Source organism: Halomonas sp. ND22Bw (genome assembly GCF_003011945.1).
Lineage (GTDB): Bacteria > Pseudomonadota > Gammaproteobacteria > Pseudomonadales > Halomonadaceae > Halomonas > Halomonas halophila.
This window is the reverse complement of sequence record NZ_PXWD01000001.1, coordinates 96,843-111,689: the sequence shown is the minus strand read 5'-3', so window position 1 is coordinate 111,689 and position 14,847 is coordinate 96,843. Positions and strand designations below refer to the sequence as shown.

The window sequence follows — 14,847 nt, the reverse complement described above, 5'->3', positions numbered from 1 at the left end:
GCGCGACAGACGCCTAAAAAAGAAGGCCGGGTGGCAACATGCCACCCGGCCTTCTTCGTGGTGCGATCAACGTTAGTGGTTTGATGAACGTCCCGATGCTAAGGGCAAGCCGACATCCTCAGCGAGCGGGAATGCTCATGATCTTTTCCCCGACCTCGCTCACCGCCGGCGAGAAGCTGGCCTGACGCGGGGGATATTCCTCGAAGGATTCCACGAAGCGATTGACCACCTCCTGCGCCAGCGGAATCGTCCATGAGCGGTTCTCCTGCCACTCTTCGAAGCCGCGGGCATCATGGAAGCGCTCGAACGGGTCCAGCTCCAGGTTGGTAATCAGCGGCGTGGTCAGCTGGTTCAGCTCGCCGTTGAACCACTGATCCTGCTCGGTGAACAGGAACTTCCAGTCGTTGAAGCGCACGCCGTGGAACTGGGTCTCGGTGAAGTAGAAGAATTCACGACGATTGGAGGGACCTTCCCCGGTGATCAGCGGCGTCTGGTCATAGCCGTCGAGATGCACCCGATAGTTGCGCCCGCCGATCTCGGCGCCATCCAGCAGGTCCTCCTTCAGGTCCGGCTGGCCCAGCTGCGCCATGATCGTCGGCATCCAGTCTTCCATGATCATGAACTCGCCGGTGGTGGTGCCCTCGGGAATGACCCCGGGCCACTTGACCATCATCGGCACGCGGAAGGCGCCCTCGTAGCCGCCCACGCCCTTCTCGCCGCGGAACGGCTGGTTGCCGCCGTCCGGCCAGGAGTTGGACGCCGCCCCGTTGTCGGTGGAGAACATCACGATGGTGTTGTCGTCGACGCCCAGCTCCTCCAGCAGGTCGAGCAGCTCGCCCACGTCGTCGTCGAGCTCGACCATGCCATCGGCGTAGATGCCCATGCCGGTGATACCGTCGTACTCCTCGTTGAGGTGAGTCTGATAGTGCATGCGCGTGGTGTTGTGCCAGACGAAGAACGGCTCGTCGTTCTCCACGGCCTCGCGGATGAAGCGCGTGCTCTGCTCGAGGACTTCCTGATCGAGGTTGCGCTGCCGCTCGCGGCCGAAGTTGCCGAGATCCTCGATCTCCTGGCCGCCATCCTCGGTGGCGAAGGAATGAATGACCCCGCGCTGCACCAGACCGGCCTCCTGCGCCGCCTCGTGGGGGTACTCGGGCTGTTCCAGGTACTCGCCGGCATTGAGGTGATAGAGAATGCCGTAGAACTCGTCGAAGCCGTGATTGGTCGGCAGGTGCTCGTCGAGATCGCCGAGGTGGTTCTTGCCGAACTGGCCGGTGGCGTAACCGAGCGGCTTGAGCATCTCCGCCAGGGTCGGGTCTTCCTCGCTAAGGCCGTTGGGGGAGCCGGCGATGCCCACCGTGGACAGCCCGGTGCGCATCGGATACTGGCCGGTGATGAAGGCCGCCCGTCCCGCGGTGCACGATGCCTGGGCATAGTGATCCATGAACAGCATGCCGTCGTCGGCGATGCGATCGATATTCGGCGTCGGGCCGAACATCATGCCGCGGTGATAGGCGCCGATATTCCACATACCGACATCATCGCCCCAGATGATGAGGATGTTGGGACGTTCGGCATCTTCCGTGCCTTCCTGGGCGGCGGCCGGCACCACGACCGACATGCCCAGCATCATCGCCGCTACCAGACGGCATTTCGAATCACGCATGGTCTCGCTCCTGTGACGTTCATTGTCCGGATATCCCACAACAGCGAGTTAAGTGTAGTGAAGGCGTCAGTAGCCGCCAGGCAATCGCCCTCTCTTTCTGATCCCCCTCAAACCGGGCCCCATCTGGCTGGCACGGACGTGCTCCTCGTCCTTTCAGCGACGGCAGCCGGCAAGCCCGGCCTCGAGCGCCTCGGCGTCCGGCATCTCTCCGGCTTCGGCGATCAGCTCCAGGCGCGAGTCGCGGCGCCACTCGCTGGGCGAGAGCGGCGCCTCGCCTCCGGCACGATTGACCGTGACCCATCCCGCATCCGTGTGCAGCACGCCCTTGACCCGCAGCGCCGCCGGCAGGGCGTCCAGCCAGGCCGTGATGGCCGCGCCGTCGAAGACCTCATCGGCATGCCAGCGCCAGCCGAGGCTTTCATGGCCCAGCGATGCGCCGCTCTCCCGCACCGGCGCCCCGACGCGCGGCGCCCGGGCGTCGAGATCGAGCAAGAGCCCCGGCGTCTGGGTCTGAATCTGGTCCTGAGCCGTGGCCTGAGCACGATGCGCCGCCGGAGCGGCAGGCACGGTCTGATCCCGGTGAGCACCGGCGTCGAGCACCCGCTCGACCGGCAGTCGGCCCTGCGGCGCCTCGCCGATCCAGCGCTCGCCCGGCAGCGTCTCGGCCAGCCAGTCTCGCGCCGCCGATACCTGCTCCGCACCGAGACGATCGACCATGGTCAGGGCCACGCCGTCGGCCAGCCGCAGCTGATCGAGGAAGGTCTCGTGGCCTCGCGCGCGCGGATCGTCCAGGCGTCGCGGGTCCAGCACCGCCACCACGTCCCGAAGCGAGAGCACACCGGCGAAGGCCTCTCCCCGCAGCAGCTCGATCAGCCCCGACGGGTGGCCGAGCCCGGAAGGCTCGATGATCAGTCGGTCGGGCCGCTCGCGTCGCAGCAGCTGCACCAGGCTCGTCTGCAGCACCGTGGCCAGCTGACAGCACAGGCAGCCGCCCGGCAGCGCCTGGACCACGACATCGTCGCGTTCGGCGAACATCGTCTGGTCGACGCCGACCTGGCCGAACTCGTTGATCAGCACCGCCCAGCGCTCGCCGGGTGGCTTGTGCGCGATCAGGTGATGGATGAGCGTACTCTTGCCGCCCCCCAGGAAGCCGGTGATCAGATGGGCGGGAATATCGCGAAGCGGCGGCCGGGCCATGGGCAACTCTCGTCGGCGGAAGGAAGATCGGTGGTCATCATCGCATGCTCACCGCTCCGCGCCCCAGGACGACAATCCAACGAGGGTAAAGCACACAAGATAACGGTATAAGTGGGCGAGCCGACTGGCTCGGTCAGATTCGCCGCGACAACACGAACGACAGACATGAACGACAGACACGAAAAAGGGGGCCGAAGCCCCCTTTTTTCCTCTTTCCTCTACCGCGGCGCGAGTCGACCGTCAGGGACGCTCGATCTCGGCCTGCTCACGCAGGTGGTCGAGCAGGCCGTTGACCGCCGCCTGGGAGCGCAGCTGCTGGGCCATGCGCGCCACGAAGGACTCGATCTGCGCGTTGGCTTCGCCCTCGGTGACGGATTCCAGTCCGATCAGCACCACCCGCTGACCGTCGTTGGCACGGCCGTAGACGGTCTCGCCCTCCGACGGGTGCGGCAGACGGAAGGCGGCCTCGATCACCGGTTGAGCCAGACCGCTCTCGGCCTGGCGGCTCAGCGATTCGGCGCGCTGCCAGTCGAGGTCCAGGGTCTCGCCGCCACGCAGCGACGCGAGCATCTCGTCGGCGCGCGCTTCCAGGGCCTCGCGGGTCTTGTCGGCCTCGACGGCCGCCACGACACGGTCGCGCACCTCGTCCAGCGGCAGCGTGGTGGCATCGCGATGCTCGACCACGCGCAGCACCATACGGCGATCCTCGTCCAGCTCGATGACCTCGCTGTTGAAGCCCTCCTCCAGCACGTCATCGCTGAAGGCCTGGCGCATCACGCCGGGCTCGGACAGCACGCCGTCGGCGGCGTCGCGGCTCACCCAGTCGCTCTGCTGACGCTCGAGATCGAGATCCTCGGCCACGCTGGCCAGGTCCTCGGCGGCGAAGCTCTCGTCGATCAGCCGCTGGGCCTTGTCGTTGAAGGCGTCTTCGACCTGCGCCAGCGCCACGTCCTGGCGCAGGCGGTCGCGGGCCTCTTCGAACGGCGGGCGATCGAGCTCGGTGACCTGGATCAGATGCAGCCCATTGTCGGTCTCGACGATATCCGACACCTGCCCCTCGTCGAGGGCGAAGGCCGCGTCCTCGAAGGCCTCGCCGAAGAAGCCGCGACTGATCACGCCCAGGTCGCCGCCGGCATCGCTGGTCGAGGTATCGTCGGAATAGTCGGCGGCCAGATCGGCGAAGGCCTCGCCGTCGGCCAGCCGGGACTTGACCTCCTCCAGGCGGGCCACCGCGTCCTCGCGGCTGCGCTCGTCGCCGAAGCCGACCATGATGTGGGAGACACGGCGGTCGGCGCTGGCCGCTTCATCCTGCCAAGCCTGGCGCAGGTCCTCGTCGCTGACCTCGACGTCATCGGCCATGGCCTGCTTGTCGAGCACCACATAGGCCAGCTTGACCTGCTCGGGGCGCTGGTAGGCGTCGGCGTGAGCCTCGTAGTAGGCCTGGAGATCGGCGTCGTCGATATCAGGCGCCGTCTCCAGGTCGGCCGGGGTCAGGGCATAGTGACGGAAGGTGCGCGCCTGGCGCTGCAGTTCGGCGAGGCGCTCCTGCTCGCTCGGCAGGCTGAACTCGCTGATGACCAGGCCCTGCTGGAGCTGGCGACGCTTCATGTCCTCGCGCAACTGGGCACGGAAGGAAATGGGCGTGAAGCCGGCGCTGGCCAGACGATTCTTGAACAGCTCGCTGTCGAAACGGCCGTTGGCGTCCTGGAACTCCGGCAGGGTGACGATCAGCTGGTCGATCTGGGCATCGGACAGATGCAGGCCGCCCTCCTCGGCATACTGGGCCAGCAGCTGGTTGGTGATCAGGCTGTCGAGCGTCTCGGCCCGCAGCTGACGCTCCTGCTCCGGCGGCACCTGGCCGCTGCGGATCGCCCGCTGCACCTGAAGCTCGAGCTGCTGACGCGTGATCGGCTCGCCATTGACCGTGGCGACCTCCTCACCGTCGCTGTTCAGCAGCCCCACCAGGGACTCCACGCCGAACAGGGCCATGGTCACCACCACGGCGCCGACCAGGATCTTGGCACCCCAACTGGTGGAGCGGTCACGAATACTTTGCAGCATGCAGGCCTCTGCGGATCAAGTGGTTCGGGACGCCCATCTTACAGGCGTCCAGCTTGGCCACGCGACGACGAGCACAGCACGCTCGGCGCCTGCGGGGCTCCGAAAACGAAACAGGCGCACCGCGACAGCGGTGCGCCTGTAGGGAAACGTCGGTCAGGAAGACGGCAAGGCCGTGTCCTTAGTTGACGGAATCCTTGAGCGCCTTGCCGGCCTTGAAGCTCGGCACCTTGGCGGCGCTGATCTCGATCGGCTCACCGGTCTGCGGGTTACGGCCGGTACGCGCGGCCCGCTCCTTGACGGTGAAGGTGCCAAAACCCACCAGGGAGACGCTGTCGCCCTTCTTCAGGCTGTCAGCCACGGCGTCGACCATGGCGTCCAGCGCACGGGAAGCGGCTGCCTTGGGAATATCGGCAGACGCAGCAATGGCTTCGATCAGCTCGGACTTGTTCACACTTCACCCCTTGACTGTTACGTAAATTGGCTCTAATCGGCGAGACTTACGGCTGACTGACGCGATCACAGCATGGCGATAGTTTATAGCAATGCGATGAAAGACGTGTCAAGCAACCTTCCCTGACAATCCCCGTCATGCCGGGGTTTTCACCCCGGCAAGCAGGAAAAAATGTCGTCAGTGTGTACTGATCATCGAGTGAGAAGAGGCCTTGTCTTCCGCTCGAGATTCTTCATCCTGGCCACCGGTTTTTTCACCCAGGGCGGTCTCGAGAACTTCGTCGATCCAACGCACGGGCCGGATGTCGAGTGCCTGCTTGATGTTGTCCGGGACCTCTTTCAGGTCGCGGCGGTTCTCTTCAGGAATAAGCACGGTCTTTATACCACCGCGCCTGGCGGCCAGCAATTTCTCCTTGAGCCCGCCGATCGGCATCACCTCGCCGCGCAGGTTGACCTCGCCAGTCATGGCCACGTCGCAGCGAACCGGGCGGCCGGTGTAGGCCGAGATCATCGCCGTGACCATGGCGACGCCGGCGCTCGGGCCGTCCTTCGGCGTGGCGCCCTCCGGCACGTGGATGTGCAGGTCTTCCTTCTCGAACCGTTCGGGATCGATGCCGAAGCTTTCCGCCCGCGCCCGCACCACGGTCTGGGCGGCACTCACGGACTCCTTCATCACGTCGCCCAGCGAGCCGGTCTTGTTGATGCGCCCCTTGCCGGGCGTCACCACCGACTCGATGTTGAGCAGCTCGCCGCCCACCGAGGTCCAGGCCAGGCCGGTGACGCGACCCACCTGGTCCTCCTGGTCGGCCAGACCGTAGCTGTAGCGACGCACGCCGGCATAGGCCTCGATGTCGGCGGCAGCGAGGATGGCCGGCGCCTGGGCGCCTTCCTTGCCTTCCTTCTCGATGCGCTCGCGCAGCACCTTGCGGCAGACCTTGGCGATCTGGCGCTCGAGCTCGCGCACGCCGGCCTCGCGGCTGTAGTAGCGAATCAGCTCCAGCAGGGCCTCGTCGGCGAAGCCGAGCTCGTCGTCCTTGAAGCCGTTGGCCTTGAGCTGCTTGGGCACCAGATAGCGCTTGGCGATGGCGAGCTTCTCGTCCTCGGTGTAGCCGGGCAGACGAATCACTTCCATGCGGTCGAGCAGCGGGCCGGGGATGTTCATCGAGTTGGCGGTACAGATGAACAGGGTCTCGGACAGGTCGTAGTCCAGCTCCAGGTAATGGTCGCTGAACTTGTCGTTCTGCTCCGGGTCGAGTACCTCGAGCAGCGCCGAGGACGGGTCGCCGCGGTGGTCCATGCCCACCTTGTCGACCTCGTCGAGCAGGAACAGCGGGTTCTTGACCCCGGCCTTGCTCATGCGCTGGATCGGCTTGCCGGGCAGCGAGCCGATGTAGGTGCGGCGGTGGCCACGAATCTCGGACTCGTCACGCACCCCGCCGAGGGCCAGGCGCACGTACTTGCGGTTGGTGGCGCGGGCGATGGAGCGACCCAGCGAGGTCTTGCCGACGCCGGGCGGGCCGACCAGGCACAGCACCGGGCCCTTGAGCTTCTTGACCCGCTTGTGCACGGCCAGGTATTCGAGGATGCGCTCCTTGACCTCCTCGAGGCCGTAGTGATCCTCGTCCAGCACCTTCTGGGCGTGAGCCAGGTCATGGCGCACCCGGGTGCGCTTCTTCCACGGCACCGCGATCAGCCAGTCCAGATAGGAGCGCACCACCGTGGCCTCGGCGGAGGACGGCGTCATCATGCGCAGCTTGCCGAGCTCCTGACGCGCCTTCTCGGCGGCGTCCTTGGGCATCCCGGACGCCTCGATGGCCTGCTCGTACTTGTCGGCCTCGTTGGGCGCATTCTCGAGCTCGCCCATCTCCTTCTGGATGGCCTTCATCTGCTCGTTCAGATAATACTCGCGCTGGGACTTTTCCATCTGGTCCTTGACCCGCGAGCGAATGCGCTTTTCCACCTGCAGCAGGTCGATCTCGGACTCGATCAGCGCCATCAGATGTTCGATGCGGTCGCGCACGCGATCCATCTCGAGCAGCTGCTGCTTGTCGTCGATCTTCAGCGACAGGTGGGCGCAGATGGTGTCCACCAACCGGCTCGGATCCTCGATGCCCGACAGCGAGTTGAGCACCTCGTTGGGCACCTTCTTGGACATCTTGACGTACTGCTCGAACTGGTTGAGCAGCACGCGCACCAGGGCATCCTGCTCGCGCTCGGACAGCGGTTCGCTGTCGCGCAGCACCACCTCGGCGCGGCTGTAGCCGTCGTCGACGGACAGGATGTCCTGGATGTCGGCCCGGGACTCGCCCTCGATCAGCACCTTGACGGTACCGTCGGGCAGCTTGAGCAGCTGCATGATCTCGGCCACGGTGCCGATGGCGAACAGGTCCTCGTTATCCGGATCGTCCTTGCTGGCCTCACGCTGCGCCACCAGCAGCACGCGCTTGTCGGCCTCCATGGCGGCTTCCAGGGCCTGGATGGACTTTTCACGGCCGACGAACAGCGGGATGACCATCTGCGGGTAGACGACCACGTCCCGCAGCGGCAAAAGGGGCAGACTCAGGGTCTGTTCGGCGTTCTGCTGCATCGCAGACCTTCCTCAAACGATCAGTGGAGATACCCAAGGAATGGGGGCGATGACGCGGCATTGCAAGGCCAAGGCAATGACGGCGCAAAGAAAAGGGCCGCCGAGGCGGCCCTTGGGTCGACGCGGCCCGATCGCGGGCAGCGCACCGGCGCGAGACGGGCGTCTCAGCCGTCGGTGCCGTCGACCTTCTGCGATTCCTGCTGGGAGTAGATCAGCAGCGGCTCGCTTTCGCCGGCGATGACGGACGCATCGATCACCACCTTGGAGACGCCTTCCAGGGAAGGAATCTCGTACATGGTGTCGAGCAGCACCGACTCGAGGATCGAGCGCAGGCCGCGCGCCCCGGTCTTGCGCTCCATGGCCTTGTGAGCCACCGCACGCAGCGCGTCCTCGCGGAAGTCGAGCTCGACGTTCTCCATCTCGAACAGCCGGGCGTACTGCTTGATCAGCGAGTTCTTCGGCTCGGTGAGGATCTGGATCAGCGCATCCTCGGTGAGCTCGGTCAGGGTCGCGATCACCGGCAGACGGCCGACGAACTCGGGAATCAGGCCGAACTTGACCAGATCCTCGGGCTCCACGTCCATCAGCAGGTCGCCGACACCCTTGGTCTCGTCCTTGCTCTTCACCTCGGCGTTGAAGCCGATGCCGCCCTTCTCGGCGCGGTCACGGATGACCTTGTCGAGGCCGGCGAAGGCACCGCCGACGATGAACAGCATGTTGGTGGTGTCGACCTGGACGAACTCCTGCTGCGGATGCTTGCGACCACCCTGGGGCGGCACCGAGGCGGTAGTGCCCTCGATCAGCTTGAGCAGCGCCTGCTGCACGCCCTCACCGGAGACGTCCCGGGTGATGGACGGGTTGTCCGACTTGCGCGAGATCTTGTCGATCTCGTCGATGTAGACGATGCCGCGCTGGGCCTTGTCCACATCGTAGTCGCACTTCTGCAGCAGCTTCTGGATGATGTTCTCGACATCCTCGCCGACGTAGCCCGCCTCGGTGAGCGTGGTGGCATCGGCGATGGTGAACGGCACGTTGAGCAGCCGCGCCAGCGTCTCGGCCAGCAGCGTCTTGCCACTACCGGTCGGGCCGATCAGCAGGATGTTCGACTTGCCGAGCTCCACTTCGTCCTTGGACGCATAGCGCAGCCGCTTGTAGTGGTTGTAGACCGCCACCGACAGCACCATCTTGGCGCGGTCCTGGCCGATCACGTAGTCGTCGAGGGTGTGACGAATCTCGCGGGGGGCAGGCAGACGCTCCTCGTCGCTCTCGGCATCGGCATCGAGCACCTCCTCGCGAATGATGTCGTTGCACAGATCGACACACTCATCGCAGATATAGACGGACGGGCCGGCAATCAGCTTGCGCACTTCGTTCTGGTTCTTGCCGCAGAACGAGCAGTACAGCAGCTTGCCGCCTTCGTCCTTGCCTTTGCCGTCGGCCATTCGCGTACCTCTCTCGCAGCGGCGGCCCGTGGGCCGCCGGGAATCACGTAATCACAGCGTGGTTGATTTCACGCTATCAGGATGTCGGCCGCTTATCCAGCACGGCGTCGATCAGGCCATATTCCGCCGCCTGAGGACCGCTCATGAAGTTGTCGCGGTCGGTATCCCGGGCGATCGTCTCGAAGTCCTGACCGGTATGATCGGCCAGGATCTGGTTGAGCTTCTCGCGAATACCGAGGATCTCGCGGGTGTGGATCTCGATGTCCGAGGCCTGACCCTGGTAGCCGCCCAGCGGCTGGTGGATCATCATCCGCGAGTTGGGCAGGCAGTAGCGCTTGCCCGCCGCGCCGCCGGCCAGCAGCAGCGCACCCATGCTCGCCGCCTGACCGATGCACACGGTGGAGACGTCGGGCTTGATGAACTGCATGGTGTCGTAGATCGACATCCCCGCGGTGACGGAGCCACCCGGCGAATTGATGTACAGATGGATGTCCTTGTCCGGGTTCTCGGACTCCAGGAACAGCATCTGTGCCACCAGCAGGTTGGCCGTGTAGTCCTCGACCGGCCCCACCAGGAAGATCACGCGCTCCTTGAGCAGGCGGGAGTAGATGTCGTAGGCCCGCTCGCCGCGTGCGCTCTGTTCGACCACCATCGGCACCAGGCCGCCGGCGGATTGGGTATCGAACTCGTTGCTCATGGTGATGTCCTTGCGTCCGATGTGTGGGGGCGACACCAGTAGCCCGCCGGGCTGGGCTGATCTCGCGAGGGTCACGGAGTTTTCATACCTCAGGGAAAGGTGGGGGTGAATAGCGCACTATTCAACGCCGCGCCTCGCCGATGGCGAAAAACGCCATGCGTCACCGCCGATCAGCGACATCCCGGCAGGACGTCCACCCTTCCGCCCGCGGCGGGCGGAAGGGTGAAAGCGGCCATCAGGCCTGGGCTTCGGCCTCGTCGGCCTCTTCGTCGTCGGCCTGGCCACCCTGCTGCTGGGCGGCGGCCAGCGCATCCTGGTAGCTCATCTCGACGTCCTTGACGCCGGCCTGGCCAAGCAGCACGTCGACGGCCTTCTCCTCGAGGACCGCGGACTTGACCTGATCCTTCATCTGGTCGTTGCCCATGTAGTAGTCGACGACCTGCTGAGGCTCCTGGTACTGCTGAGCCAGCTCCTCGACCTTGGCCTTGATCTCGTCGTCGGAGACGTCGAGCTCGTTGACCTTGATCACTTCGGCCAGCAGAAGGCCGATCTGCACGCGGCTCTTGGCCTGCTCGGCGAACAGCTCGTCCGGCAGCTGGCTGACGTCGAAGTCCTCGCCGAGGCCGAACTGCTGAGCGGCCTGACGCTTGAGACCATCGGTCTCCTGCTGGATCAGGGCCTGCGGCACCGGAATCTCGTTGGCCTGCTTGAGCGCCTCGAGGACCTGCTGTTTGACGCGATTGTCGACGGCCTGGCTGGCCTCGCGGGTCATGTTCTTGGTGATCTCGTCACGGAACTTGGCCAGATCACCGTCTTCGACGCCGAACTTCTCGACGAAGGCCGCATCGATCTCGGGCAGGGCCTGGGCCTTGACGCCGTTGACCTTGACCTTGAAGGTCGCTTCCTGACCGGCCAGCTGCTCGGCCTGGTAGTCCTCGGGGAAGGTGACCTTGAGCTCCTTTTCCTCACCGGCCTTGGCGCCGATCAGCTGCTCTTCGAAGCCGGGGATGAAGCTGCCGGAACCGATCACCAGGTCGTGACCCTCGGCGCTGCCGCCTTCGAACGGCTCGTCACCCAGGTAGCCCTGGAAGTCGATGTTGACCTGATCGCCGTCCTCGGCAGCACGCTCCACCTCTTCCCAGGCGGCGTTCTGCTTGCGCAGGGTCTCGATCATCTCGTCGACGTCGGCGTCGGTGACCTGGACCACCGGACGCTCGACCTCGGTGCCCTCGATGGAAGCCAGCTCGATTTCCGGGTAGACCTCCAGGGTCGCGGTGAACTCGAGGTCCTTGCCCGCCTCGTTGACGTGGGCTTCGATCTGCGGGTTACCGGCCGGGTTGAGGCTCTCGTCGGTGATGGCCTTGACGTAACGCTCGCGCATCACCTCGCCGACCACCTCGTCGCGCACGCCGCGACCATAGCGCTGACGGATCACGGACATCGGCACCTTGCCCTGACGAAAACCATCCAGGCGCACGTTCTTGGCGGCGTCCTTGAGGCGAGCGGCAACGGCATCGTCGATTTCGGCGGCCGGCACCTGAACCGTGACGCGGCGTTCAATCTGGGAGGTCGTATCGACGGAAACTTGCATGAATTGTCCTCTGCCGACTGGGGCGTTCAGTGTGTGAAAAAGCGCTGCGTGAAGAGCGTTGAAACATTCAAGGGCAAGGATTCTATGAATCCCGCCCAGCAGTGGCAAGCGCCATGCACGAAGTTATGGGGGCGATCACCCGATTAGACAAGGGGATATCGTCGATTCTCCGTGCCCTGGTCCGACCGGACGCGGCAATCGCAGCTGCCGGAAACGACAACATCGCCGCCCACCCCGAAATGGATGGCAGCGTCACGAAACGATAACGACGGGAGATCACTGAAAAACAAAGAAGAAGGAAGGCAATGGGGTGGATGATGGGGATCGAACCCACGACCACCGGAGCCACAATCCGGGGCTCTACCACTGAGCTACATCCACCATTTCGATTTCGCTCGACCGACACGAGACCGCTAAGACGCCATCTGGACTGGCACGCCCAGCAGGACTCGAACCTGCAACCTACGGCTTAGAAGGCCGTTGCTCTATCCGGTTGAGCTATGGGCGCATTCTACGTTCCCGAGCATCTTACCGCAAGCAGAAAATTGAACTTTTTTCTATTCAATCAACAGCTTGTGGTCGGGGTGGAGGGATTTGAACCCCCGACATCCTGCTCCCAAAGCAGGCGCGCTACCAGACTGCGCTACACCCCGCCGGCTCTTGCACGGCCTCGACGCCGCCGCAGGGGCCTCATCGAGCGCTGCGTATTTTACGGATCTCTCCGCGCTCGTCAAGCCACAATGCCCTTTGATCAGGATGTTAGCCGATCCTCCTTTGTCTTCATCTCCGCCCGCCTGCTCCCCATGACCGCCCTGCCCCGCGGCCGGCCCCCGAGATCGCTTTGCCTGAACGCCGGCTCATGCGAAAATCGCCGCTCTTTTTCTCACCGTCTTCTTTTCACCCAGAGGGAAACTCGATGTCCGCCCAACTGATCGATGGCAAGTCCATTGCTGCCCGAGTCCGCCAGCAGGTCGCACGCCAGGTGCAGGCACGCCGCGAGGCCGGAGCACGGGTCCCCGGGCTCGCCGTCGTGCTGGTGGGGCAAGACCCGGCATCCGCCGTCTACGTGCGCAACAAGCAGCGCGCCTGCGAGGAAGCCGGCATCCAGTCGATCAAGTACGAGCTGCCCGCCGAGACCTCCCAGGCCGAGCTCGAGGATCTGGTCGATCGCCTCAACGCCGACACGAGCGTCGATGGCATTCTGGTCCAGCTGCCGCTGCCCGACCACCTCGATTCGCGCCCGATCCTCGAGCGCATCCTCCCCCACAAGGACGTCGACGGCTTCCACCCCTATAACCTGGGTCGGCTCGCCCAGCGCCTGCCGCTGCTGCGTCCCTGCACGCCCAAGGGCATCATCACCCTGCTGCAGGACACCGGCGTGGACGTGCGCGGCCTGGATGCCACCGTGGTCGGCGCCTCCAACATCGTGGGCCGCCCCATGGCCATGGAACTGATGCTGGCCGGCTGCACCACGACCGTCTGCCACCGCTTCACCCGCAACCTCGAGGAGCACGTGCGTCGCGCCGAGCTGCTGGTGGTCGCCGTCGGCGTGCCGGGGCTGGTCAAGGGCGAATGGGTCCGTGACGACGCCATCGTCATCGACGTGGGCATCAACCGCCAGGACGATGGCCGCCTGATCGGCGACGTGGAGTTCGAGCCCGCCGCCGCCCGTGCCAGTTACATCACGCCGGTCCCCGGCGGCGTGGGGCCGATGACCGTGGCCTCGCTACTCGAGAACACCCTGCTCGCCGCCGAGATGCACGACGCTCAAGCCTAACTCCCTCTTGGGGTCAGACCCCGGCAACACCGCCAACAGGGCCACGGAGACCGGCGACTGCCGTGCACCCGTGGCCCGATTTCGTTAAGATGTGCCGCTGATTTCCACCGACTCGCGAGGTCCGCCCGATGAGCGACAAGATGAACGTCGAAAGCTTCAATCTCGACCACACCAAGGTCAAGGCGCCCTACGTCCGTCTGGCCGGCGTCACCGTTGGCCAGCACGGCGACGAGATCACCAAGTACGACATGCGCATCTGTCAGCCCAATCAGGACCACATGGCCATGCCCGGCCTGCACTCCCTCGAGCACCTGATGGCCGAGATGTCGCGCAACCATACCGACAAGGTCGTCGACATCAGCCCCATGGGCTGCCAGACCGGCTTCTACTGGGCGATGATCAACCATGACGACTACGAGGGCATCCTGACGCTGATCGAGAAGACTCTCGAGGACGTGCTGGAGGCCAGCGAAGTCCCCGCCTGCAACGAGATGCAGTGCGGCTGGGCCGCCAGCCACAGCCTCGAGGGCGCCAAGAACATCGCCCGCGGCTTTCTCGCCAAGCGTGACGAGTGGGCCCAGGTCTTCGGCGAAGACGCCTGACCCCCTCCTTCTGACACCTCACTTCGCGGAGACACCGGATAGATGAAACGCATCGGCATCATCGGCGCCATGGCCCAGGAAGTCGCTCGACTGGCGGACATGCTCGAGGATCGCGAGACCCGCACCCACGTCGGCTCCACCTTCCATCACGGCCGCCTGCACGGCGTCGAGGTGGTGATCCTGCAGTCCGGAATCGGCAAGGTGAACGCCGCCATCGGCACCACCCTGCTGATGGACATGTACCAGCCGGAAGCGATCATCAATACCGGCTCCGCCGGCGGCTTCGGCGAAGGGCTCGAGATCGGTGACGTGGTGGTCTCCAGCGAGGTGCGCCACCACGACGTAGACGCCGTGGTGTTCGGCTATGAACATGGCCAGGTGCCGCAGATGCCGGCCGCCTATCTGCCCGACACGCGGCTGGTGACAGTGGCCCGGGAATGCATCGAGGCGATGAACGAGGTCAACGTGGTCGAAGGGCTGATCGCCACCGGCGACGTCTTCATGGCCTGCCCCGAGCTGGTGGCGACCACGCGCTCACGCTTCCCCACCATGCTCGCCGCCGAGATGGAGGCCGCGGCCATCGCCCAGACCTGCCATCTCTACGGCTGCCCCTTCGTGGTGATCCGTGCGCTGTCCGACATCGCCGGCGGCGGCGACAACCATCTTTCCTTCGAGGAGTTCCTCGACAAGGCCGCCGATCACTCGACGCGCATGGTCACCGCCATGGTGGCCAGGCTCGCCGAGCCGGCGACCGCGAGCGTCGCCGTCGAGGACTGA

General features: G+C 65.0%; 11 protein-coding genes and 3 tRNA genes. 3 read left to right on the top strand and 11 right to left on the bottom strand.

Features of this window, described 5'->3' with window-relative positions; genetic code table 11:
* Window positions 1–118 precede the first annotated feature (118 nt).
* The 11 genes from CVH10_RS00505 to CVH10_RS00455 form a co-directional block, all read right to left on the bottom strand.
* The gene (locus CVH10_RS00505) at window positions 119–1,666 is read right to left on the bottom strand and encodes an arylsulfatase (protein ID WP_106487516.1); all 1,548 of its coding nucleotides are present in this window, start codon (window positions 1,664–1,666) and stop codon (window positions 119–121) included.
* A gap of 153 nt (window positions 1,667–1,819) precedes the next feature.
* Entirely contained in the window at window positions 1,820–2,863 is a 1,044-nt protein-coding gene (locus CVH10_RS00500; protein ID WP_106487515.1) for a GTP-binding protein, read from the bottom strand.
* A gap of 240 nt (window positions 2,864–3,103) precedes the next feature.
* A complete protein-coding gene (locus CVH10_RS00495) occupies window positions 3,104–4,924 on the bottom strand; it encodes a SurA N-terminal domain-containing protein (RefSeq protein ID WP_106487514.1) in 1,821 nt (606 codons plus the stop codon).
* A gap of 178 nt (window positions 4,925–5,102) precedes the next feature.
* Window positions 5,103–5,375: an HU family DNA-binding protein gene (locus CVH10_RS00490; RefSeq protein WP_016855018.1), complete on the bottom strand. Its 273-nt coding sequence runs from the start codon at window positions 5,373–5,375 to the stop codon at window positions 5,103–5,105.
* Between the two features lie 177 nt (window positions 5,376–5,552).
* Window positions 5,553–7,961, bottom strand: a complete 2,409-nt coding sequence (gene lon, locus CVH10_RS00485; RefSeq protein WP_035593426.1) for an endopeptidase La — start codon at window positions 7,959–7,961, stop codon at window positions 5,553–5,555.
* A 164-nt stretch (window positions 7,962–8,125) separates the two neighbouring features.
* Window positions 8,126–9,403 (bottom strand): ATP-dependent Clp protease ATP-binding subunit ClpX, encoded by a 1,278-nt coding sequence (gene clpX / locus CVH10_RS00480; protein ID WP_035593428.1) that lies wholly within the window; start codon window positions 9,401–9,403, stop codon window positions 8,126–8,128.
* Between the two features lie 76 nt (window positions 9,404–9,479).
* Window positions 9,480–10,100, bottom strand: a complete 621-nt coding sequence (gene clpP / locus CVH10_RS00475) for an ATP-dependent Clp endopeptidase proteolytic subunit ClpP (protein ID WP_016855021.1) — start codon at window positions 10,098–10,100, stop codon at window positions 9,480–9,482.
* A gap of 235 nt (window positions 10,101–10,335) precedes the next feature.
* Window positions 10,336–11,691, bottom strand: coding sequence for a trigger factor (tig, locus tag CVH10_RS00470; RefSeq protein ID WP_035593431.1), 1,356 nt, complete (start codon window positions 11,689–11,691; stop codon window positions 10,336–10,338).
* 306 nt (window positions 11,692–11,997) lie between these two features.
* A tRNA-His gene (locus CVH10_RS00465) sits at window positions 11,998–12,072 on the bottom strand.
* A gap of 50 nt (window positions 12,073–12,122) precedes the next feature.
* Window positions 12,123–12,199: transfer RNA gene (locus tag CVH10_RS00460), tRNA-Arg, on the bottom strand.
* A gap of 68 nt (window positions 12,200–12,267) precedes the next feature.
* A tRNA-Pro gene (locus tag CVH10_RS00455) sits at window positions 12,268–12,344 on the bottom strand.
* Between the two features lie 263 nt (window positions 12,345–12,607).
* On the opposite strand from CVH10_RS00455, the gene folD reads away from it, so the two are divergent.
* The 3 genes from folD (at window position 12,608) to mtnN (ending at window position 14,847) form a co-directional block, all read left to right on the top strand.
* Entirely contained in the window at window positions 12,608–13,468 is an 861-nt protein-coding gene (gene folD / locus CVH10_RS00450; protein WP_035593433.1) for a bifunctional methylenetetrahydrofolate dehydrogenase/methenyltetrahydrofolate cyclohydrolase FolD, read from the top strand.
* A 128-nt stretch (window positions 13,469–13,596) separates the two neighbouring features.
* Entirely contained in the window at window positions 13,597–14,070 is a 474-nt protein-coding gene (locus CVH10_RS00445) for an S-ribosylhomocysteine lyase (protein WP_035593435.1), read from the top strand.
* Window positions 14,071–14,112: 42 nt separating this feature from the next.
* Complete coding sequence (mtnN, locus tag CVH10_RS00440; protein ID WP_035593438.1) at window positions 14,113–14,847, top strand: 5'-methylthioadenosine/S-adenosylhomocysteine nucleosidase; 735 nt, start codon at window positions 14,113–14,115, stop codon at window positions 14,845–14,847.